20 protein-coding genes are annotated in these 21,769 nt (G+C 67.9%); 4 read left to right on the top strand and 16 right to left on the bottom strand.

Annotated features, from left to right (window positions below):
- Window positions 1-92: 92 nt before the first annotated feature.
- From ACYQ1K_RS03650 to ACYQ1K_RS03640, 3 genes are all read right to left on the bottom strand, one after another.
- Window positions 93-1,010 carry an NADP-dependent oxidoreductase gene (locus ACYQ1K_RS03650; RefSeq protein ID WP_459981444.1) on the bottom strand — a complete coding sequence of 306 codons (918 nt, stop codon included), beginning with the start codon at window positions 1,008-1,010 and terminating at the stop codon, window positions 93-95.
- 2 nt (window positions 1,011-1,012) lie between these two features.
- Window positions 1,013-2,269, bottom strand: coding sequence for a M24 family metallopeptidase (locus tag ACYQ1K_RS03645; protein ID WP_459981443.1), 1,257 nt, complete (start codon window positions 2,267-2,269; stop codon window positions 1,013-1,015).
- 85 nt (window positions 2,270-2,354) lie between these two features.
- Entirely contained in the window at window positions 2,355-3,572 is a 1,218-nt protein-coding gene (locus tag ACYQ1K_RS03640; RefSeq protein WP_459981441.1) for an acyl-CoA dehydrogenase family protein, read from the bottom strand.
- A 226-nt stretch (window positions 3,573-3,798) separates the two neighbouring features.
- Between ACYQ1K_RS03640 and ACYQ1K_RS03635 the strand changes: the two genes are divergently transcribed.
- The gene (locus tag ACYQ1K_RS03635) at window positions 3,799-5,592 is read left to right on the top strand and encodes a helix-turn-helix domain-containing protein (protein WP_459981440.1); all 1,794 of its coding nucleotides are present in this window, start codon (window positions 3,799-3,801) and stop codon (window positions 5,590-5,592) included.
- A gap of 37 nt (window positions 5,593-5,629) precedes the next feature.
- On the opposite strand, the gene ACYQ1K_RS03630 is transcribed toward ACYQ1K_RS03635, so the two are convergent.
- Window positions 5,630-6,607 carry an SDR family NAD(P)-dependent oxidoreductase gene (locus tag ACYQ1K_RS03630; protein ID WP_459981439.1) on the bottom strand — a complete coding sequence of 326 codons (978 nt, stop codon included), beginning with the start codon at window positions 6,605-6,607 and terminating at the stop codon, window positions 5,630-5,632.
- 117 nt (window positions 6,608-6,724) lie between these two features.
- Between ACYQ1K_RS03630 and ACYQ1K_RS03625 the strand changes: the two genes are divergently transcribed.
- Complete coding sequence (locus ACYQ1K_RS03625) at window positions 6,725-8,080, top strand: FAD-binding oxidoreductase (RefSeq protein ID WP_459981438.1); 1,356 nt, start codon at window positions 6,725-6,727, stop codon at window positions 8,078-8,080.
- Window positions 8,081-8,205: 125 nt separating this feature from the next.
- On the opposite strand, the gene ACYQ1K_RS03620 is transcribed toward ACYQ1K_RS03625, so the two are convergent.
- The gene (locus ACYQ1K_RS03620; protein ID WP_459981437.1) at window positions 8,206-8,745 is read right to left on the bottom strand and encodes a gamma carbonic anhydrase family protein; all 540 of its coding nucleotides are present in this window, start codon (window positions 8,743-8,745) and stop codon (window positions 8,206-8,208) included.
- Window positions 8,746-8,883: 138 nt separating this feature from the next.
- On the opposite strand from ACYQ1K_RS03620, the gene ACYQ1K_RS03615 reads away from it, so the two are divergent.
- Both ACYQ1K_RS03615 and kce read left to right on the top strand, forming a co-directional pair.
- Window positions 8,884-9,495: a TetR/AcrR family transcriptional regulator gene (locus tag ACYQ1K_RS03615; protein WP_459981436.1), complete on the top strand. Its 612-nt coding sequence runs from the start codon at window positions 8,884-8,886 to the stop codon at window positions 9,493-9,495.
- Between the two features lie 73 nt (window positions 9,496-9,568).
- Complete coding sequence (gene kce / locus ACYQ1K_RS03610) at window positions 9,569-10,501, top strand: 3,5-dioxohexanoate:acetyl-CoA acetone transferase (protein WP_459981435.1); 933 nt, start codon at window positions 9,569-9,571, stop codon at window positions 10,499-10,501.
- A 978-nt stretch (window positions 10,502-11,479) separates the two neighbouring features.
- On the opposite strand, the gene ACYQ1K_RS03605 is transcribed toward kce, so the two are convergent.
- From ACYQ1K_RS03605 to ACYQ1K_RS03555, 11 genes are all read right to left on the bottom strand, one after another.
- Window positions 11,480-11,869 (bottom strand): putative quinol monooxygenase, encoded by a 390-nt coding sequence (locus ACYQ1K_RS03605; protein WP_459981434.1) that lies wholly within the window; start codon window positions 11,867-11,869, stop codon window positions 11,480-11,482.
- A gap of 337 nt (window positions 11,870-12,206) precedes the next feature.
- Entirely contained in the window at window positions 12,207-12,536 is a 330-nt protein-coding gene (locus tag ACYQ1K_RS03600; RefSeq protein WP_459981433.1) for a type II toxin-antitoxin system PemK/MazF family toxin, read from the bottom strand.
- A complete protein-coding gene (locus ACYQ1K_RS03595) occupies window positions 12,533-12,838 on the bottom strand; it encodes a hypothetical protein (RefSeq protein ID WP_459981432.1) in 306 nt (101 codons plus the stop codon). Before ACYQ1K_RS03595 ends, ACYQ1K_RS03600 begins: the two co-directional genes overlap by 4 nt.
- Before the next feature lie 1,029 nt (window positions 12,839-13,867).
- Entirely contained in the window at window positions 13,868-14,989 is a 1,122-nt protein-coding gene (locus tag ACYQ1K_RS03590; RefSeq protein WP_459981431.1) for an acyl-CoA dehydrogenase family protein, read from the bottom strand.
- The gene (locus ACYQ1K_RS03585; RefSeq protein ID WP_459981430.1) at window positions 14,986-16,161 is read right to left on the bottom strand and encodes an acyl-CoA dehydrogenase family protein; all 1,176 of its coding nucleotides are present in this window, start codon (window positions 16,159-16,161) and stop codon (window positions 14,986-14,988) included. The genes ACYQ1K_RS03590 and ACYQ1K_RS03585 overlap by 4 nt, the downstream gene beginning before the upstream one ends.
- Window positions 16,158-17,390, bottom strand: coding sequence for an acyl-CoA dehydrogenase family protein (locus tag ACYQ1K_RS03580; RefSeq protein WP_459981429.1), 1,233 nt, complete (start codon window positions 17,388-17,390; stop codon window positions 16,158-16,160). The genes ACYQ1K_RS03585 and ACYQ1K_RS03580 overlap by 4 nt, the downstream gene beginning before the upstream one ends.
- A complete protein-coding gene (locus ACYQ1K_RS03575) occupies window positions 17,390-18,421 on the bottom strand; it encodes a phosphotransferase family protein (protein WP_459981601.1) in 1,032 nt (343 codons plus the stop codon). Before ACYQ1K_RS03575 ends, ACYQ1K_RS03580 begins: the two co-directional genes overlap by 1 nt.
- Window positions 18,421-18,873 carry a MaoC family dehydratase gene (locus ACYQ1K_RS03570; protein WP_459981428.1) on the bottom strand — a complete coding sequence of 151 codons (453 nt, stop codon included), beginning with the start codon at window positions 18,871-18,873 and terminating at the stop codon, window positions 18,421-18,423. The genes ACYQ1K_RS03575 and ACYQ1K_RS03570 overlap by 1 nt, the downstream gene beginning before the upstream one ends.
- The gene (locus tag ACYQ1K_RS03565) at window positions 18,870-19,625 is read right to left on the bottom strand and encodes an SDR family oxidoreductase (protein WP_459981427.1); all 756 of its coding nucleotides are present in this window, start codon (window positions 19,623-19,625) and stop codon (window positions 18,870-18,872) included. The genes ACYQ1K_RS03570 and ACYQ1K_RS03565 overlap by 4 nt, the downstream gene beginning before the upstream one ends.
- A gap of 45 nt (window positions 19,626-19,670) precedes the next feature.
- Window positions 19,671-20,432, bottom strand: coding sequence for an SDR family oxidoreductase (locus ACYQ1K_RS03560; protein WP_459981426.1), 762 nt, complete (start codon window positions 20,430-20,432; stop codon window positions 19,671-19,673).
- A gap of 5 nt (window positions 20,433-20,437) precedes the next feature.
- A complete protein-coding gene (locus ACYQ1K_RS03555) occupies window positions 20,438-21,655 on the bottom strand; it encodes an acetyl-CoA C-acetyltransferase (protein WP_459981425.1) in 1,218 nt (405 codons plus the stop codon).
- Between the last annotated feature and the right edge of the window lie 114 nt (window positions 21,656-21,769).

The following is a 21,769-nucleotide window of genomic DNA, read 5'->3' as shown; positions in this document are numbered from 1 at the left end:
CTCCGGTCCCACGGCGCCTCCTGCGGCTGACAACTCGCGCCCCGTGCCGGGTCGGCACAGGGCGGTCACAGCTGACAGTCGTTCCTGGTCGGTCACCGTGGCACAAGCACGAGCCGACCACCCACGCCACCGGCGGCGAGCTGCTCGTGCGCCTGCCCGACATCCTCGAGGCCCAGGGTCGACGCCGCTGGCAGGACCAGGCTGTCCGAGGCCGCCAGCTCCGCGAGCTCGGCCAGGCGCCGGCTGCGTTGCTCGAGCTGGCTCACCCTGACCTGGACCGATCGGATCCCACGGACGGGCTCCACTGGTCCGGCAACCGTGACGAGCGTGCCGCCGTCTCGCACCGGTTCCAGCGCAGCCGCGCCGAGCCCCGGCGTATCGAGAACGGCGTCGACGCCGTTGACCAGCTCGTCCCGTCCGACGACCTCTGCACCGAGTGCCCGCACGCCCCCTGCGTCCGCGTCGTTGGCAGTCGCTGTCACCCTCACGCCTGCACGCACCGCCAGCTGGACGGCGAAGAACCCGACCCCGCCGGCGCCGCCCAGGACCAGCAGGTGAGAGCCGGCTTCGAGCTGCGCAGCCTCGAAGGCTGTGATCGCGGTGAGCCCGTCGAGCGGCAGCGTGGCCGCGGCGACGGCACCGATGCCGTCGGGGGCGGGCGCCACCGAGGTAGAGGGCACGACCACCTTCGTCGCCTGCGCTCCGGTCGGCACACCGATCGCAGGTTGCATGCCGATGACCGGCTGCCCCGCGGCGATGTCGACTCCGTCGCCGGCAGCGTCGACCACCCCGGCGAAGTCCCAGCCGAGTCCCCACTCGAACCCACGCTCCGGGGCGGGCACCATCCCCGCGCGGACGATGGCGCCCGACCGGGTCAGCAGGTCGAAGCGGTGGACCGCCGCAGCCGCGATGGCAACCCGCACCTCCCCCGGGCCGGGCACTGGCTCAGGGCGGTCCAGGACGCGGAGTACATCAGGTCCGCCGAACGCATGGAAGACGACGGCCTGCATGCTCACTCCCCCGGCATGATGCGGAGCACCGTCGGGTCGTAGGCATGCAGCGACTCCAGACCCGTCTCGGTGAAGACGCACGCGGAAGCAACCCACAGTGCGCGCCGGCCATCCTGAGTGTGCGGGTTGACGCTGATGCGGACGGCCATGCCCGGTTCGAACTCGGAGGGGTTGACGGTGCGGATCGCTCGGGCGCGAAGTCCCTCGTCGACCGTCGACGGCCATCCCACCATCGGCGGCGAGTTGTAGGCGCCCCACCCGCTCACCAGCGGGAAGGGCACGGTCCAGCCGGCCTTCGCAACCGGCTCGATGATGCGGTCCGCGTCCGCACTCGTCATGCCAGGCTTCAGCTCGGCGAGCGCGGTTCGGTACACCTCAGAGGCGACCTCGAAGAGGTCGCGGTACTCCAGGGTCGGCTCTCCGGTGAACCATGTCGTCATGAGCTTGCCGTAGTAGCCCCCGAACCCGACACTGTGCTCGGACATGACGACTTGGCCCGCCTCCACCAATCGGTGAGTCGGATAGGGGTCGGGGTAGACCATCCTGGGATCGGTCATCGAGGTCGAGCTCATGTGGATGTAGGCGGTGTTGCCACCCAACCCTTGTGCGGCCGCATAGCCGATCTCGGAGAGCTCGTGGTGGCTCACTCCCGGCCTGGTGGCGTGGACGACGGCCTCCTGCGCGGCGTCGTTGATTGCTGCGGCCCGGCTCTGGTGCTCGAGCTCCTCGTCGCTCTTGATCAGCCGCCATTGCTCGAAGAGATCGCTCACGACCCTGAACCGCGCCTCCGGGAATGCCTGCGTGAGGTGGTTCCAAGCCTCGACCGGCAACGACATGTCCCACCAGGACGGGTTGAGCGGACCGACCACACCGATGGCCGCGCGCTCGAGACCGAGCTCCCGCAGACGGTCCGCAACTCCGATCTCGCAGCGGGTGCCTGCGCTGCGTATGTCGGTGAGGCAGGACAGGTCCTTCGCGTTCGCCAGGTGGGGTGCGATCGGGATGAACATCGTCGGCTCGTCGTGCAGCGGGACGACGACGTAGGTGTGGATGAACGCCGCGTAGTTGGCGAGGTACACGGCATTGATCTGACCGAGGTCCCGGCCAGCGAAGGAGTGCGCGCCGTACACGACCAGCGCGTCGAGCCCCTGCTCGGCCATACCCCGACGGACGAGCGCGAAGCGGCGCTCGTACTCCGCCTTGGAGAACGGCGGAAGCCAGGCATTGTCCACCATGTGGTCGTTCAGGGTCAGGGTCATCGGTCCTCCGCGGTGGCTCGTGGGCATGGGGCTTGAAGGGACAGGGTCTGGGTGGGGTCGGGCGACGGGTCCGCGGGTCCGCCGCTCAGGAGGCGACGTTGAGCGGAGCAACCGGCCCCTGGCGGTTTCCTGCCAACGCCTGGCCCATGATCATCAGCTGCACGTCCAGCGGCGCCGGGTGCAGGCCCGTGGCCGCGTCCCGCAGGAGCTTCTCGACCCCGACGTCGGTGAAGGTCCCCGGGCCGCCGAAGATGCGGACGGCGTCGAGCGCGACCTTCATCGCCGCCTCGGAGCCGAGCACCCGGGCCATCCGCAGCACGATGGGATCCGCCTGTTCCGGGTGCTCCGCGGCCCACGCCGCTTTCCAGATCGTGTTGCGAGCAGCCTCGATGGTCATCGCCATCTCCCCGATCTGGCGTGCGACCATCTGGTGCTCGATGAGGGGCTTGCCGCCCTGCACGCGGGTCTTGGCGTAGTCGAGGGCCAGCTCGAAGGCAGTCCGGGCGACACCGAGACACCGCGCGCCGACCCAGTAGCGCCCCACCGTGAAGCGCGACATCTCGGCGAAGCCCGCGTTCCAGGCTGTCAGCTGATGGGCTTTCGGGATGCGGCAGTCCTCGAACTCGAGCCGCGCGATCGGGGCAAGGCGGTGACCCATGAGGTCGAAGGTGCGCGCCACCCGGAAGCCTGGGGTGTCCTTGGTGACGACGAAGGCCGTGATCCCCTGGGTCAATCCCACCGAGCGATCCGTGCGCGCGAACACGATGATGACGTCGGCGACATTGCTGTAGCTGATGTACGTCTTGACCCCATTGAGGACGACCTCGTCACCGTCGGGCACCGCCTCGAGCATCGGTCCGCCGTCTGGTGAGTCGAACGGGAGCTGGGCGTCGGTGCCTGCGGTGGGCTCGGTCATCGCGAGCGCGTAGACCGCGCGAGGGTTGTCGAGGTAGGGACGAATGAAGGTGTCGCGGTGGAAGTCGCTGCCCATCCGGTCGATCAGGGAGATGCAGTTCCAGTACTGCGCGATGACGCCGGTCGCACCGACGTCAGCCGCGCCGAACTCCTCCATGATCAGACAGAGAGTCACTTCGTCGACGGGCGTGCCGCCGTACCTCTGAGGGAGCCCGAACCGCATGAGTCCCGCCGCGTGGGCCTTCTCCACGATCTCCCACGGGAATCGTTCGTCCGGGTCAGAGATCTTGTCGAGTCGAGGCGCCACGGGGCGGACGTGGGCGTCCATGAACTCCCGCACCCACGCGACATGGGCCAGCTGCTCCTCGGAGAGCGAGAAATCAACCACTGCGCACCTTTCGGAACTCATCGGACTGCTCTCGCCGCCGAAGGGGAGGTGGAGAACAGGACGCAGACCGTCGAAGGCATACTGCGCCCACACTCGTCGGCAGCGCTATAGAGCCCAAGACATGGTTTCCTCGCTCGATGTGGCGCCAGGCACCCGGAATGCCCACAACCGATGTTGATAGGAGCATAGGTTGACCAGGATCCGTGGCCTGGCGGACACTACGGCTATGGGTGGCGAGACGACCTCCGAGCTGCGGTCGTGGTTGGCCGCGATCGGCACGTTGACCGCGGCGGTCAACGGGGACCGGGATCTAGCGTCCCTGCTGGACCTCGTTGCTGCCACCGCCCAGACCCTCCTCGACCTGAGCTTCTGCGCAGTCATGCTCCCCGACGACGACGGCGAGTACCTCGCGGTGGCCGGGGCCAGCGGCCTGCCTGATGAGTACATCGCGCGAATCAACAGGGAGCACGCCGTCCGTCTCGAGACGAACGCCACGACCGGCGCTCCCGCGAGCCGAGCCTTCCGGTCAGGTCGGCCCACGATGGTCAGCGACGTCGCCGCAGAGCCGCCGTCGAGCTGGACCAAGGTGGCCACCGACCAGGGATACCGGTCGATCCTCGCCGTCCCGTTGCTCGCCAGCTCGACGGTGATCGGGACGCTCAACAGCTATCGGGTCACCCCCCACCACTTCACCAGTCAAGAGATCGAACAGCTGGAGCTGCTGGCCGAGCACGCAACCATCGCGCTCACTTCTGCCCGGATCCTCGACGACCTGCGCGAGAAGCACGAGTTGATCGCGCGGTCCGAGGAGATTCACGAGCGTCTGCTCAGCGTCGCGGTGCGGTCCGGTGGAGTGCCGGGGATCGCATCGGCGCTCAACGAGCTCCTGAGCCGGGACGTGGTCATCCGCGACTCCTACGGTTCCACCCTGGCGGCAGAGCCCCACCCCGTCGCAGGTGCACACCACATCGAAGCGGTCGCTTCCTCACAGCGGCGCACCCAGTCCGGGGCGAGCCTGGTGAGAAGGGTGGACAACCACCTCGCCGCCGACGTGGTGCTCGAAGGCGCGGTCGTGGCCACCGTGTGGTTGCTCGACGGCGCGGATGACGATCTCGACCCGCTCACCGTGCGTGCGCTGGAACACGCCTCGGTGGTCGTGTCCCTGGAGCTGCTGCGACAGCGGACGGCTGCGGAGGTCGAGCAGTCGCTGCGCGGGGAGCTGCTCGCGGATCTTCTCGCTGGCGCTGACCCGCAGTCGCAGCCGATCCGTGACCGCGCCGGTCTGATGGGGCACAACCTGGCCCTGCCCCACGTCATGCTGGTGGCCTCGCCCATCCAAGCTCCCGGCTCCCCCCGACCGAGGCGGGCTCCCGTCGACGAGGTCGAGCTCGCCCAGCGGGCCGTGACAGAGGCGGTGCGCCTCACCTCACACCTCAGGCCACGCCCGCTCATCGCTGCCGTTCGTGGCGTGGTCGTCGCGCTGTGGCCGGAGAGCGTCGACCTGGCGAAGGGCGAACAGGCGCTGCGACGGGCCATCTCGTCGGCGCACGACGGTGCCGCCGCGTCCATGGCGATGACAAGGCTCGACCGGCACGGCATCCCAGCCGCCTACCGTGGAGCGCGAGGAGCGTTGGCGTTCGCCGCCGCAGACGGCGATTCCCGCAGCCTGGTCACGCTTGACGACCTGGGGGCTGCCGGCCTCCTCCTGCAGTACGCCGACCCCGCCGAGTTGCGGCGCTACACGCAACGAACCATCGGAGTGCTGCGAAAGTACGACGCCGACCACGGCACTGAGCTCTTCAAGACCCTACGTGCGTACCTCAACTGCGACCTCGACCGGAAGATGACGGCAGACCTCTTGGTGCTGCACCCCAACACGGTCAGCCAGCGGCTTCGTCGCATCGAGACCCTCACGAGCCTCAACCTCCGGTCACCCCGGGCGGTGATCGAGGCACGAACGGCCTGCTTGCTGGCCGACGTCGCCGACGCCAGCGCAGACCGGCGTCCCGCCCGGTCCTGAGGACTTCCCTGGAGAGGTGCCTCGGGTCGGGCCCGGCTCAGGCGCTGTCGTCACCGCCCACGCCGGCCGCGACCATCAGCTCGAACTCGTGGTCGAGCGACCTCACCTCCGAGAAGCCGGCCAGAACCGCATCCGAGTCCACCTCGCCCATCACCATCGACCAGTTGTCGCGCACCTCCTCTGGGGAGATGTGCGGCGAGACGTACCCTCGCGGCTCGGCGAACACGACCCGCGCCATGCGGCCGCCACCGATGCTGAAGCACTCGCCGCTGACCGGGCACTCGTCACTCACGAGGAAGGCGGCGCCGTTGGCGACCGCCTCGGCCGGAAGGACCGTGCGCCACATCTCCGCCTGCTCCGAGTCCGACATGTGGCCGCCCTCGTCGGCGTTCGTCCGGCTGAAACCGAAGGGGAGAACGGCGTTGACCTTGACGCCGAGCGGGGCGGCGTATCGACCCATCTGCCGCGTGTAGGCGAAGACCCCTGCCTTGGCCAGCGCATAAGCGCCGAGCACGTTGCCATCGGGCCACGCCGACCCGAAGATCGCTCCGGAACTGACGTTCAGGACGCGTCCGCTGCCCTGCTCGACCAGGTGCGGCAGCGCAGCACCGGTGACCTGCATCGCGCCGAGCAGGTGGGTGCCCATGTTGACGTCATAGAGGGGACCCGGCTCCTGGTGGATGTGGTCGCTGAAGCCAACCCCGGCATTGTTGATGACGATGTCGATCCGACCGAAGCTGTCCAGCGCCTGCTGGACTATCCGCGCTGCTCCTGCAGGATCGGCGACGCTGTCGGTATTGATCACTGCTCGGCCACCGGCCGCGTTGAGCTCCGCGGCCACATTCGCGGCCGGGCTCTCAGAGGGGTCGCCCGGCGACCCGTCGACCGCGACGTTGTAGTCGTTGACGACCACGCTCGCGCCGCGCGCGGCCAGGAGGCGCGCATAGGCCCGGCCGAGCCCGCGTCCACTGCCGGTGACGACGGCAACCTTGCCCCCAAAGCCGATCTCTGACATGGCACTCCTCGAGGTTCGACGGTGGACGCATGCTGTCAGCAGTTCGGGACGGCGGTCAACTATTGAGGAGTTATTCATTAGTATGTCGACACCACTCCCCCATGATCGGACCGATTCATGTCGACAACGCTCCTCGACGACCTTGGCGCCAGTGCTGCGACCGTCGTCGTCGACCCCGGGGCCATGACCGCCTACTCGCGTGACCACTGTCTCGTGACCGCATCCGGCACTCCCGTCGCGGTGGTCCTGGCACGCTCCGTCGACGAGGTGGCGGCGGTGGTGGCCTATGCCGCGCGGCACAAGGTCCCGCTGGTCACCCGGGGCGCGGGGAGCGGACTCAGCGGCGGGGCGAATGCCATGGACGGTTGCATCGTCCTCGATCTCAGTCGCATGAACCGGATCCTCGACATCGACCCCGTCGCGAGGACTGCCTCGGTAGAGCCTGGCGTGATCAATGGCGAGCTCGATCGTGCAGCGCGCAAGCACGGCTTGCGGTATGTCCCCGATCCCGGCAGCCGCGCGATCAGCTCCGTAGGCGGCAACCTCGCGACGAACGCGGGGGGCATGTGCTGCGCGAAGTACGGCGTCACCGGCGACCACGTCATGAGCATCACCGCGGTCACGGGGGCCGGCGACATCATCCGAACCGGCGGGACGACACGGAAGAACGTCGTGGGGCTCGACCTCACCCGGTTGCTTGTCGGGTCCGAAGGGACCCTCGCCATCTTCGTCGAAGCCCTTGTCCGGCTGCACCCGGTGCCCGCTACGACAGCCACCTTGGCCGCGACGTTCGCCGACACGAGAGGGGCCATCGACACCGTAGCCGCGTGGACGAACTTCGCCGTTCCTGCCGCCGTCGAACTGATGGACCGCACGACGGTCCGAGCGGTCAACCAGATGACCCGTATCGGGCTCGACGAGACGGCCGGCGCGGTCGTGCTCGCCCAGTTCGACGACGCGGACGCGGCCGGAACGGCCGAGCGCTGCGCGTCCATCGCAGCGCAGCGGGGCGCCGAGACGTACGCGACAGACGACGAGGGCGAGGGGGACGCGATGATGGCAGCGCGCCGCGCCGCGTACCCGGCGCTGGAGGCACTGGGCACGACACTGCTCGACGACGTCAGCGTCGCGACCCACCGGCTGCCCGAGCTACTGAACGCGATCGACGCCATCGCGAGCGACACGAACGTCATCATCGGGACGTTCGGGCACGTCGCCGACGGCAACCTGCATCCGACGATCGTCTACGACGCCCAGGATCCTGCCGCGAGCGCCCGCGCCGTTGACGCCTTCCATCAGATCCTCGAAGCCGCCCTGGCGCTCGACGGGTCCATCTCCGGCGAGCACGGGGTCGGCGCCCTCAAGACAGAGCTGGTCACGCGGCAGGCAGGAAGGGCCGAGGTGGCACTCATGCACGACATCAAGCGAGCGTTCGACCCACACGGCATCCTCAACCCCGGACGCGCCTATTGAGACGGCCCGCGTGACCTGTGCGGGAGAGGATCTCGACCGAGCGCGCAGCTTCAGGACCTCATGGGAAGCGGTGCCTGGCGCCGGATTCGCGGCGGGCGTGATCGAAGGTGCGCTTGGGTCGACCCTCAGTGCTCCACGACGCGCACTGCCCGGGCATGCTCCCGGGCGAGCCGCACATAAGCGACGGCGTTCTCGACCACGCCCTGCCGCTCGGCGTCGGTGACCGGCCGAACCACCTTCGCCGGCGCACCGATCACGAGGGAGCCTGGCGGGATGTTCGTTCCCTCCGTCACCAGCGCTCCAGCACCGACGATCGAGCCGTCGCCGACGACGGCACCGTTCATGACCGTGGCTGACATGCCGACAAGCACACGATCTCCCAGCTGGCAACCGTGGAGCACGACGCCGTGCCCGACCGAGACGAGCCCACCGATCCGCAGCGGGAAGCCGGCGTCAGCATGGAGAGCGCAGCAGTCCTGGACGTTCGAGTCGGCGCCGATCGCGATCGTCTCCGTGTCACCGCGCACGCTCGTCGAGTACCACACGGACGCCCGGGCACCCACCGTCACCGAGCCCACGATGCTCGCAGAGGGGGCGCACCAGGCGCTCGGATCGATGACTGGTGTTCGCTCACCGATCGCAGCGACGTACGGGTGATGGGGCATGGGACACCTGTCTTGGAGGCCGACCGGACGCCGACCGGCGCTCCGGCCACGCAGCGTAATTCTCAATGAAGAATCATTCAACAAAGCACGGCGATAGGTTGACCGTCCGACACGCCCGCAGAATAGAGAGGAGAGCTCGTGACCCGCCAGCAGGGCCGCCCCCCGCGAACCCGACTGTCGCCCGAAGCTCGTCGCGCTGCCATCCTCCAGAGCGCCATCGAGTTCTTCGCCGAAAGGGGCTTCAACGCTCAGACCCGAGAGCTTGCGACGCGGCTCGGGATCTCCGAGCCCCTCATCTACCGCTACTTCCCCACCAAGGACGCACTCATCCGCGGCGTCTTCCACGAAGTCATCGAGTCTCGGTGGGACGACGACTGGGCGAATCTCTTGAGGGACCGCGGCAGGCCACTGCGGAGCCGGCTTCTCGACTTCTACCAGCGCTACCTCGATGCCATCGACGACAGCGTCTGGATCCGCATCGTGATGTACGCCAGCCTCGACGGCCTGGACATGACGCGGGACTACATCTCGGACCGGGTCGAGAAGGTCATGGGCATCATCTCCGAGGAGGCGGCGGCCTGCGGCGGCGCCGGCCCAGCAATCGATCACGAACGCATCTGGCAGCTCCAGTCCACGCTGATCTACTACCTGGTCCGCAAGCACATCCACCGGACCCCTGTTCCGAATGACCGCACCGAACTGGTCTCCATGGCGGTCGACGCCTTCATCGACCCCTTGCCTCCCGGATGACCTTGACACCGACTGTTCCCCGTTATTGAATGCCTACTCATTACGAGTTGGTGGCGGATGGAGGCGGTTGGAAATGGCACGGAAGAACAAGGTGATCATCACCTGCGCGGTGACCGGCGCGATCCACACGCCCTCGATGTCGGAATACCTCCCCATCACGCCCGAGCAGATAGCCGAGCAGGCGATCGGTGCAGCCGAGGCCGGCGCATCCATCCTCCATCTGCATGCGCGCAACCCGGAGACGGGGCAGCCGGACCAGACGCCGGAGGCGTTCCGACGCTTCCTGCCGCAGGTCAAGGCCGGCACGGAGGCGGCCATCAACATCACCACCGGTGGCAGCCCCTACATGAAGGTCGAGGAGCGCGTGAAGCCGGCCGCCGAGTTCAAGCCCGAGGTCGCATCCCTCAACATGGGCTCGATCAACTTCGGTCTGTTCCACCTCCTCGACCGGTACCACGAGTTCAAGCACGACTGGGAGCCCGAGTTCCTCGCGGCCACGCGGGACTTGGTCTTCCGGAACTCGTTCCAGGACATCGAGTACATCCTCTCCACGTGCTACGAGAACGGCACCCGGTTCGAGTTCGAGTGCTACGACATCGCGCACCTCTACAACCTCAAGCACTTCCTTGACCGCGGCCTGGTGAAGCCGCCTCTCTTCATCCAGTCGGTGTTCGGGATCCTCGGCGGCATCGGGACCCACCCCGAGGACGTGCTGCACATGAAGCGCACTGCCGACCGACTCTTCGGAGACTCCTATCGTTGGTCCGTCCTCGGCGCCGGCGCCTCGCAGATGCGGATCGCCGCCCAGGCAGCCGCCATGGGCGGCAACGTCCGCGTCGGACTCGAAGACTCCCTCTGGCTCGGCCCGGGCGAGCTCGCTCCCGACAACGCCTCGCAGGTGAGGAAGATCCGGCAGGCGCTCGAGAGCCTCGGCTTCGAGGTGGCCACACCGAAGGAGGCGCGCGAGATCCTCGAGCTCAAGGGAGCAGACGAGGTCGCGTTCTGAAGGCCCGCAAACGGCCTCTCTTGAGCATGATCGGCGAGCCCACCATGCAGTTCGCGTCGTAGCAGGCGATCAGTCGCGTCAGCAGTGCCACAACATCGTGATCTCAAGCGTGAGGCCCAGGTTTGCGGCTGGGCGAACGTGCGGAAGGCCGCGAGAAGCGCCCCGTCATCACTGCGGCGATGCGCCAACGCCCGATGGCACGGCCGTTCCGGCGCCCAGGACTTCGACGTTGGTAGGTTGCATGACGGCACGTCTTGTCATCGAACATGAGACTGTCGGCGACGGTTGAAACGGATCCCGGAGCGTCAGGCAGGTTCGGCTGCGGAGTTCGAGCCCCGGTGGCCCACACTCGTGGACAGGGCCTGGTAGCGGCTCGGTGAGGATCTGCGCCAGTGTCTGCCAGTGCAGGGTCTTGCATGGCCGCGCCGCGGCGCGGTGCCGGCTCGTCGGGTGCGACGTCGATGATCCGCTGGATCACACCCTTGCCGACGTAGGGTCGGGAGCCCTCGTTCACGAACGCGTGGGTGCGTCCTTGGCGAGCGCGCTCCATCAGCACGATCATCCTCTTCGCGCCGCCATCTCCTCGCCCGGCAAGCTCACGCGAAATCATCAACGGTGCTCATCATCGCCTCACGCCACTCTTGGGGCGTCAAGGGCTCGATCCGCTGTGGTCGGTCGCATCCTTGGGCAGCTCGAGGCAATCGCCGGCCGTCTCGCGCGCTGCGATGAGCGGTCTCCTCGCTGGACATCACTTGAGAACACCCTTCGGGCTCATAGTGCGCTTCTCGCTCCGATTATCCGCGGCCTGCTCGGCTGTCAGCGGAACAACCCGCTGCACGAAGAAGTTCTACAACTCCGAGTCAGGCCGCCTCGCCGCTCGGCCAGGACGGTTCCCGAGTAGAACCACCGAGGCCCCACTCAGGAATCGGGAAGGCCGCACCCATCACCAGGTCGGACAATCTGGCTTGGGCATCACACCTAGCTGGCCGTGGATCCCGCCTCCACGGGGCGATACCACGTCGCCTTCACATCTGGCACGGCGCCATCGAAGAAAGGCGCGAGCTGAGCGTTGAGCTCGTCCGAGGCGGGACCGATCATGGTGACCGACTTGATCGTCACCGTCTCGAGGTAGCGCGGCGTCAGCTCGGCGCTGAAGGCCTGGATGTGCTCAAGGGTTGCGTCGGAGTCTCGGTATCTCTCGACGAGTCCACGAGACGTAGGCGTCGGGCCGGCGTACCAGCAGTACTCCACCGTCCCAGGGAACTCGCGAGCAGCGGCCTCGAGCACGGGGACTAGGGCGTCGAAGTCCGCCGACCTTCCCGGCTGGACTTCACATTCGATGACGAAGGTGATCTCGTTGTTGCTCATCTTCACTCCCAGGACTCGACAGCAGACGTCATGGCGCCGGGCGCCAGTGGACCAGGCCCGACGACACCACAGCTCCGCCGCACGAGGCAATGGATCTCCGCACACCACCGTCGACCGGCGAGTATCTCAGCTGTCATAGACCTGCCATCGGCGGCCAGTTACGCTATCCGGATCACCCGGATCCTGCGCCGTCACGTGCAACGATGTCCGGAATTGGGACACGTGGTGGTCGCAGGTCTCCGATGTTTGCCGGACTCGGTAGGTGCCCTCAATGTTGCCTACACCCTGCGGGAATGAGCGTTGTCGATCACCGGCTTCGCGATGTGAGGCTCGCCTGCTACTCGAGAGCTGGAAGGTCAAGCGCAGCAGCCAAGCCCGCGCCGACCATTCGCATCGCTCGCGGGGACAACGTGCCCAGCGTGGACAGCACCTCGTCCTCATATAGCTCGACGATGTCGTCACACACCGCTCGACCGACGAACACTTCGGGGTGGCCCAGCTCAACGATGCTCGACATTGCGGGCTTTCGCGAGGTGGTCAGCCGCACGGCCAGCACGCTGGGCAACTGGCGGTTGCGTCGGTTGTTCGAAACCACGACGAAGATCTTCGGCTCATCGAGGTTGATGTCGGCGCGAACGACCAGGCCGCGCTGAAGCGGCCACGTCACACCTCATCCGCCCAGGCCGGTCGCCGCCGGCGAGCGCTCCGCTTCTTGGCCGCTGAGTCCAGCTCAGCAGCCACCTGCGCGTAGGCATCCTCTTCCACCCGCTCGCGCACTGCCTTCAGACCGGCCACCACCAACGCGTGCAGCACCGTGGCTTCGCTTTCATCGGTGCCGATAGTAGTGCCGGCAAGGATGGCCAGGGCTTCGCGATGGGCGACCGAGCCGCGCAGCGTCGCGAGATCATCCAAGTCGCGCTGCGAGAGCGGCAGCGACTTGCGTGCGACTTGTCGACGCAGAGTACCCACGCATCACATAATGCAGCATGATCTGCGGCAGCAGAAACGTCGCTCATGACGACCTGCTCGGTCAAGCCCGGGTCTGCTCCCTAGGCCCGGACAGCAGCTCGACCATCCCGAAGCCGCGTTCCACGCCTGCAAGCCGCCTCAACTAGCGCCGGAACTTGTGCCCGTATCCTGCCCGGCGACAACTCCGAAGGCATCCGACACGAGGCTGCTCCGCGCAGCACCGGTCCTCGGAAAGGTATCGTCTCGCCAGGCCAGGCGCCGTTTTCGCGCCGACGACGCACGCTGCACCCACGGGAGGGCACAGCCCTGAGGCGATGCCCGAAGAGACGCTTGCAGCAGTTAGCAACGACGCTGCTTCCGCAGGTCAAACCCAGAGCTCGCGTAGTACCCCCTACCGGATTCGAACCGGCGCTACCGCCGTGAAAGTCGAAAAAGGGCCTGACGGGACGCTTACGGTGATTGTTGAGAACGACTGAATTCCCAGGTCAGGCCCGGGATTCGCCGTTGGCTGCCGATGGTCCTCGTCGGTCAAGACTGGCCGCGCTGTCGCCAAGTGTTGCCAGGTCACCGCCTCAGAGGGGATGCCAGTGACAGCGATGCTGAAGGCAACGCGGACGGAGCACGATCGCATGCGATCACTCGGGTCACAGGCCCGCTAGTCCACTCCGTGCCGTCCTCACTGGGTTGGTGACTCGAGACCCGCGACCCGGGCGCAGTCGGGGCATGCGAACTTTCGGCCCGTCCGCCGGAAGTCGAGCGTCCAGAAGTAGGTCCATGTTGTCGCGGATCTTCCGCACAGGGTCCGGGGGCTGCCGACCTTTCGGCCATGCCACGTGCCGAACGGCACACGCGCAAAAGCGCTGTCTCTCGGTGCGGGCACACTGTGGGCCGCGGAGACGACGAACTCGGGCCAGTGCAGCACCTCGGGCGGCGCCTGGGGCCGTGTCCTGCGGCGGTACGGCGTGATCTCGGGTGGTCGGCTCATGGTCACTCCGTCCTGTCCTGCAATGTCCACGGCGCGCGTCGAGCTCAGTCCGTCGCGGCGCCGAGCGACAGCTCGACCAGCGGCGCGAGACCTGCCCGGTGCGCTCCTGGGGTGCCCAGCGCGATCTGGTCGGCCTTCGCCTTCTTCAGGTAGACGTGCGTCGGGTGCTCCCAGGTCATCCCGATGCCACCGTGCAGCTGCACGGCCTCCTCGGCTGCGTGCACCGCGACGTCGCTGCAGTACGCCGCAGCGACGCGTGCGGCGATCGGCACGTCCTCGCCGGCTGCGAGAGCTGCGGCGGCGTACCGAGCCGTGGCGGAGGCGGACTCCACCTCGGCGTACAGGTCCGCCAGACGGTGCTTGAGCGCCTGGAACCCGCCCACGATGCGGCCGAACTGCCGACGGACCTTGAGGTAGGCGACGGTCTCCTCCAAGCACCACCGCGCGACACCGACCTGCTCGGAGGCCAGGAGCCCGGCGCCTGCGAGAAGAGCCGCGCGCACAGTGGCTTCGGCGTCCCCGTTGACCAGCTGGCCTGCCGCCCCGTCGAAACTCACGTCTGCGACCTGGCGGCCCATGTCGAGCGACACGACCGGCTCGACCCATGCGGCGTTCTGCTCGACGAGGAACAGCCCGATGCCGTCAGGGGTTCTCGCAGGCACCACGAGCAGATCGGCCTCGATCGCACCTCCGACGCTTCGGACGGTGCCGGTCAACCGGCCATCCGCCACGGTCACCAGCGGAAGCTGACCGTCAGGCCCGGTCGAGAGCGGTACGACGAGGGCAGCCGTCCCCTCACCGGAGGCCAGCTCGCCGAGGGCCGCACGAGCTGCCGCGTGGTCGCAGGCGAGCAAGGCAGTCGTCGCGACGACCGAGCTGGTCAGGAACGGCACCGGTGCACACGCCCGGCCGAGCTCCTCCAGCACGGCTGCTGCTTCGATCGCCGAGGCGCCGGCGCCGCCGAGCTCCTCGGGCACGAGCAGACCAGCGAGGCCGAGCTCGACCGCGAACGCCTTCCAGAGCGGCTCGACGACCGCGCGGTCGCCGTCGTACATGGCAGTGACGGCGCCCGGCGAGCAGCGGTCGGCGAGGAGGTCACGCACCGTTGTCCTGAGGTCGTCCTCGATGTCGGTGGGCAGCAGGTCAAGGTCGGGTGTGGCGCTCACTTGGCAAGCTCCTTCCAGGGGCGGTCCTTGTCGGTGCGCGGCTCGGCAGGCAGCCCGAGGACGCGCTCGGAGACGACGTTGCGGATGACCTCGTCGGTGCCGCCCTCGATGGAGTTCCCCTTCGCGCGCAGGTAGCGATAGCCGGCGTCGCGACCGGTGAACGTGACGCTCTCGGGACGGACCATCGTCCAGTCCGAGAAGCGGAGGCCGTCCTCGGCCAGGAGCTCCAGCTCGAGACCGGAGAGCCTCTGTGCGTTGCGGGCGAACAGCAGCTTCATCACCGAGCCTTCGGGTCCGGGCTGACCGGAGGCGAGCTTCTGCGCGAGCCGGACCCCCGTCACCCGGGCGGCCTCCGCCTCGACCCAGAGCTGCAGCAGGCGGTCCTGCAGCTCTGCCGTATGACGCTCGGGGTTCTCGCGCCAGGTCTGGGCGACACGCCCGATCATGCCGGCCTCGCGCTGCCCACCCTTGCCGATCGAGACGCGCTCGTTGTTGAGAGTGGTGTTGGCGACCCGCCATCCCTCGCCCACCGCTCCGAGCCGATGACTGTCGGGGATGCGGACATCGGTGAGGAAGACCTCGTTGAACTCAGCCTCCCCGGTGATCTGGCGAAGCGGCCGCACCTCGACACCTGGGTCGGTCATGTCGCACAGGAAGTACGTCAGCCCACCGTGCTTGACGGCATCGGGGTCAGTGCGGGCCACAAGGATCGCGAACCGGGCGAGGTGCGCGATCGAGGTCCACACCTTCTCGCCGTTGACCACCCACTCGTCACCGTCGCGCACGGCGCGGGTGCTGACGTTGGCGAGGTCGGAGCCGGCGCTTGGTTCGCTGAACAGCTGACACCACTTCTCCTCACCGGTCCACAAGGGCTTGAGGAAGCGGTCCTTCTGCTCCTCGGTCCCATAGGTGAGGATCGTCGGGGCGGCCATGCCGAGCCCGATGCCGTTGGACTGCGGCTCGTTGTCGGGCGCGCCGGCTTCGGCGAACAACCGGTCGACCTCGGGCTGCAGCGTCTGGTCGAGACCGAGCCCGCCGTGTCCGACCGGGAAGCGCACCCAGGCCAGCCCAGCGTCGTACCGGGCACGGAGGAACTCCAGCCGGTCAGTCGTGCTCGGGTCGTGGGTGGCCAGGAAGTCGGCCACCCTCACGCGAAGCTCGTCGATGGTCATCGTGCCTCCCTGGTGCTGCGCTGCCGAGCGATCTCCGCCTTGGCCAACGCGTTCTTGTGGACCTCGTCTGGTCCGTCGACGAGGCGGAGGGTGCGGACACCCGCGTACATCGCGGCCAGCGGGAAGTCCTGCGAGAGCCCGCCGGCGCCGTGGACCTGGATCGCCTTGTCGAGAATCCACTGGACTGTCGAAGGCGTCGCGATCTTGATGGCCTGGATCTCGGTGTGGGCGCCCTTGTTGCCCACCGTGTCCATCAACCACGCGGTCTTCAGGACCAGCAGCCGCAGCTGTTCCAACCTGACTCGCGACTCGGCGATCCAGTCCCGGATCACGCCCTGGGCGGAGAGGGGCCTCCCGAAGGCGACTCGCTCATCGGCGCGGGCGCACACCATCTCGATGGCCCGCTCGGCGGTGCCGATCGCACGCATGCAATGGTGGATCCGGCCGGGACCGAGACGGGCCTGGGCGATGGCGAACCCGCCACCCTCCTCGCCGATCAGGTTGCTCACCGGGACACGGACGTCGGTGAACCGCAACTCGGCGTGGCCGCCGTGCTCGTGGTCGTCATATCCCATGACGTGCATGCCGCGAACGACCTCGAGGCCCGGCGTGTCCCGCTCGACCAGGACCATCGACTGCTGCCGGTGCCGCTCCCCCATCGGGTCGGTCTTGCCCATGACGATGAAGATCGTGGCGTTCGGGTTCATCGCCCCCGTGATCCACCACTTCCTGCCGTTGATGACGTAGTCGTCACCGTCGCGCACGATGCTGAGCTGGATGTTGGTGGCGTCGGAGGAGGCGACGTCGGGCTCGGTCATCGCGAACGCCGAGCGGATCTCGCCGTCCAGCAGCGGCTCGAGCCAGCGCTCCTTCTGCTCAGGGGTGCCGAACATGTGCAGCACCTCCATGTTGCCGGTGTCCGGCGCCGCGCAGTTCATCGCCGGCGGCGCGAGGTGCAGGCTCCGGCCTGAGATCTCCGCCAGGGCGGCGTACTGCAGGTTCGTGAGCCCGGCACCCTCCTCGCCAGGAAGAAAGAGGTTCCACAGGCCGCGGCTGCGCGCCTCCTTCCGCAGATCGTCGACGACCGGAGCCGAGTCCCATGCCCACAGGTTGTCGAGCGCCGCGAGCTGCTCTCCGAAGACCGGCTCCGCGGGATAGACGTGCGCCTTCATGAAGTCGAGGAGCTCGGTGCGAAGCTCCTCGGTGCGGGCGTCGTACTGAAAGTCCATCAGCTGTCCTCCTTCAGGGCCTGCAGGCCACCGTCGAGAAGGACCGGCACGACATCGCCGACAGCGGCGAACCCGTCCCCGACGGTCTGGCCGTGGATGTAGCGGTAGTGGATGCCCTCGAGGATCACGGCGAGCTTGTACGACGCGAGCCCGATATAGAAGCCGAACCGGGACAGGTCCCGGTCGCTTTTCGCCGCATAGCGGGCGATGATCTCCTCCTCGCTGAGGAAGCCAGGTGCACATGTGGCGTCCACGACCTCGTCGCCCTTGACCTGTTCGCCGAGCCGTCCGTAGACGCACATGAGCGCGAGGTCGGTGAGCGGGTCGCCCAACGTCGCCATCTCCCAGTCGATGACAGCGGCAGGACGGTCCTGCTCGTCGATGAGGACGTTGTCGAGCCTGAAGTCGCCGTGCACGATCCCGGTCACCCCCTGAGTCGGAACCTTGGCTGCGAGCAGGCGGTGCAGCTCCTCAGCGGCCGGGAGCTCGCGCGAGTACGACGCGTCCATCTGCTTCTTCCACAGCCGGACCTGCCGTCCGAGAAATCCCTCGGGGCGCCCGAAGTCACCGAGGCCGACGGCGATCGGATCGACAGTGTGGAGTGTGGCCAGGGTGTCCACCAGCGCCTCGCTGATGCCACGGGTCCGTAACGGACCGAGGGGATCGAGTTCGGCGGCGTGCCGATACGCCCGCCCTGCGACCCGCTCCATGACGTAGAACGGGGCTCCGAGCACGTCGTCGTCCTCGCAGAAGGCGATGGTCGCCGGAACCGGTACGTCGGTGCCCTGCAGCGCCGCCATCACGCGGTACTCGCGAGCCATGTCGTGCGCCGTGGCCAGCACGTGTCCCAACGGAGGTCGCCTCAAGACCCACGCGCTCGTCCCGTCGCTGACGGTGTAGGTCAGATTCGACTTGCCGCCGGCCAGCAGGGTCACGGCGAGGTCGCTCCCGGCGCCCGGGACGGCATCTGTCAGCCAGGTGGTCAGCCTGTCGAGGTCGAGTCCGGGGAGGGACCGCTCGGCGAGTTGCATCACGGCACCAGGATGCTGACGGTGTCGACGACGCAGGCCGGCTTGTCGCCATCTTCGCGCTCGATGGTCACCCGTGTCACGACCTGGTAGCCGCCCCCTCCGGGTGCGACCTCGAGAAGCTCGACGCCGGCGCGGACTCGCGAGTCGACCGGGACCGGGGACGGGAAGCGCAGCTTGTTGGCGCCGTAGTTGACGCCCATCTTGATGCCGCGCACGTCGTAGACCTGCCAGGTGAGCATGGGCACCAGCGACAGGGTGAGGTAGCCGTGGGCGATGGTGGCGCCGAAGGGGCCCTTCGCAGCCTCGACCGGATCGATGTGGATCCACTGGAAGTCGCCTGTGCCCTTGGCGAAGGTGTCGATCTGCTCCTGGGTGATCGTGTGCCAGCCGGAGTAGCCGAGGTGCTCGCCGACCGCGGCCTCGAGTTCGGCGATGCCGTCGAAGGTCCTCATGCCTTCGGCCCACCGGCGACATAGAGCACCTGACCGGACACGAAGCCGGCGCCCTCGCTCGCGAAGAACGAGGCCGCATGGGCGATGTCAGCTGGCAGGCCACCGCGGCCCACGGGGATGTCCTTGACCACGAAGGCCTTGAAGTCGTCGAACGACACGCCCATGCGCTCCGCGGTGGCCATCGTCATCTCGGTCTCGATGAAGCCCGGAGCGATGGCGTTCGCCGTGACGCCGTACTTGCCGAGCTCGATTGCGAGCGTCTTGGTGAACCCTTGGACGCCTGCCTTCGCGGCCGCGTAGTTGGCTTGACCGCGGTTGCCGAGAGCCGAGGTGCTGGACAGGTTCACGATCCGTCCCCAGTTGGCCTTCGTCATGTAGCCCTGGACGGCCTTGGTCATCAGGAAGGCACCACGCAGGTGCACGTTCATGACCGCGTCCCACTCGCCGGTCGACATCTTGAAGAGCAGGTTGTCGCGGATGATGCCCGCGTTGTTGACGAGCACGGTCGGCTCGCCGAGCTCGGCGACGACACGACCGACCGCGTCCTGGACAGCGGCCTCGTCGGCGACGTCGACCCCGACTGCCAGGGCGCGACCCCCCTCGGCCTCGATGTCGGCAACGACCTTCTTGCAGGCGGCCTCGTCGAGGTCGAGAACGGCGACGGAGAGGCCGTCGGTCGCCAGACGGCGAGCGATGCCGGCTCCGATGCCGCGCGCGGCCCCGGTGACAACGGCAGTGCGGGAGTTGGTCATGGGATTCCTGTCAGGTGGATGGAGAGTGGTAGTTCGGTCACGAGGTCATTCGCCGGCGGTGAGGCTGACGCCACCGTCGACGAGCACCGTCTGGCCCGTGAGCCATGCGGCGTCCCTGGAGAGCAGGAAGGCGACCAGTCCGGCGACGTCCTCCGGCTCGCCGAGGCGCTTGAGTGGATATGACCGGGCAGCCTGCTCCTCGTGCCCTTCGTAGAGGGCCGCGGCGAACTTGGTCTTCACCACGGCCGGCGCGACCCCGTTGACCCGGACGTTGGGGCCGAGCTCGACCGCGAGCAGCTCCGTGAGCGAGTTGAGCATCGCCTTGGAGGCGCCGTAGAAGCCGATGTTCGGTGCGGTCCGCACGCTGGAGAGCGAGGAGACGTTGACGATCGCACCGCCGTGCTCGGCCATCCACGCGCGATGCACCTGCTGGACCCAGGAGACCGCCGCGATGCAGTTGACCTCGACGACCTTCCGCGCCGCATCCAGGTCGAGGTCGACCAGCGGGCCGTACACCGGGTTGATGCCGGTGTTGTTGACCAGGAAGTCGACGCTCCCGAACGCCTCGATCGCCGTGCGGATGGTGTCTGCCTGATGCTCGGTGTCGTCGGCACGACCAGCGACCCCGCGCGCCACGTCCGCACCGCCGAGGCGGGCGACAGCCTCGTCCAGCGCCTCCTTCTTGCGCGCCGTGATCACGACCCGCCCACCGTCGGCCACGAGCCGCTCCGCGATGCCGAGGCCGATCCCGCGACTTGCGCCGGTGATGATCGCCGTACGGCCCTCGAACCGCTTGTTGCTCGCCACACAGATCACGCGAGCCGTTCGATGACCATCGCCATACCCTGGCCGCCGCCCACGCACATCGACTCCACGCCGAACTGCTTGTCGTGCCATTGCAGCGAGTTGATCAGCGTGGCGGTGATGCGAGCGCCGGTCATCCCGAACGGGTGGCCGACCGCGATCGCGCCGCCGTTGACGTTCAGCTTCTCCAACGGGATGCCGAGCTGCCGGGCCGAGCCCAGCGATTGGACGGCGAACGCTTCGTTGATCTCGAACAGATCGATGTCACTCACGCTCATGCCGAGGTGGCGCAGAGCCGCTGGGATGGCCTCGACCGGGCCCAGGCCCATGATCTCGGGCGACAGACCGGTGACGGCCGTCGAGAGGATCCGCGCGAGCGGCGTCAGACCGAGGCTCTTCGCCCGGGTGTCGCTCATGATCACCAGCGCGGCCGCGCCGTCGTTGAGTGGGCAGGCGTTGCCGGCCGTGACGGTGCCGTCCGGCCGGAACACGGGCTTGAGCTGGCTCACCGCCTCGAGGGTGGTGCCAGGACGTGGGCCGTCGTCACTCGAGACCACGGAGCCGTCGGGGAGCGTCACCGGCGTGATCTCGCGGGCCCAGAAGCCCTCCTCGATCCGCTGGCAGGCGAGGTTCTGGCTGCGGACACCGAACTCGTCCTGCTCCTGGCGGGACATGCCGAGCACCTGAGCGACGTTCTCGGCCGTCTGGCCCATCGAGATGTAGAGGTCGGGCAGCTCCCCGGCCTCGCGGGGATCCTCCCACTTCTCCGCGGCGCCTTCTGCGCGCTTGGTCGTCACTGCCTGGGCGCCGTCGAAGCGGGGGTTCTGGCCCTCGGGGTTGTCGGCGAACCCGTTGACGAACCGGCTCACGGTTTCGACACCGGCCGAGATATAGGCATGACCTTCACCCGCCTTGATCGCGTGGAACGCCATCCGAGTGGTCTGCAGGCTGCTCGAGCAGTAACGGTTCACCGTGACGCCGGGGAGGTGGTCCATCCCGGCCAGCACGGCGACCGCACGGCCCAGGTTGTTGCCGGCCTCCCCGGCCGGCTGGCCACAGCCCAGGATCAGGTCGGTGATCTCCCGCGGATCGAGCTCGGGCACCTTGCCGAGGACCGCGCTCACCATCTGGGCAGTCAGCTCATCGGGCCGCATGTCCTTGAGCGAGCCCTTGCCGGCTCGACCGATCGGTGAACGGGCAGTGGCCACGATGACCGCTTCAGGCATGGAGCGCTCCTTGTGTCTTCTTCAGGTGGTTGGTGCGCCCACCGTGCCTGCGACGACCGTCCTGCGCCGGCCTGCGACCACCGCTCGCGCCCGAGTGGGGGATGTGTGACGTCG

This window comes from Nocardioides sp. AN3 (assembly GCF_054653495.1).
The sequence above is the reverse complement of the archived record's forward strand: the minus strand, read 5'-3'. Positions and strand labels throughout refer to the sequence as shown.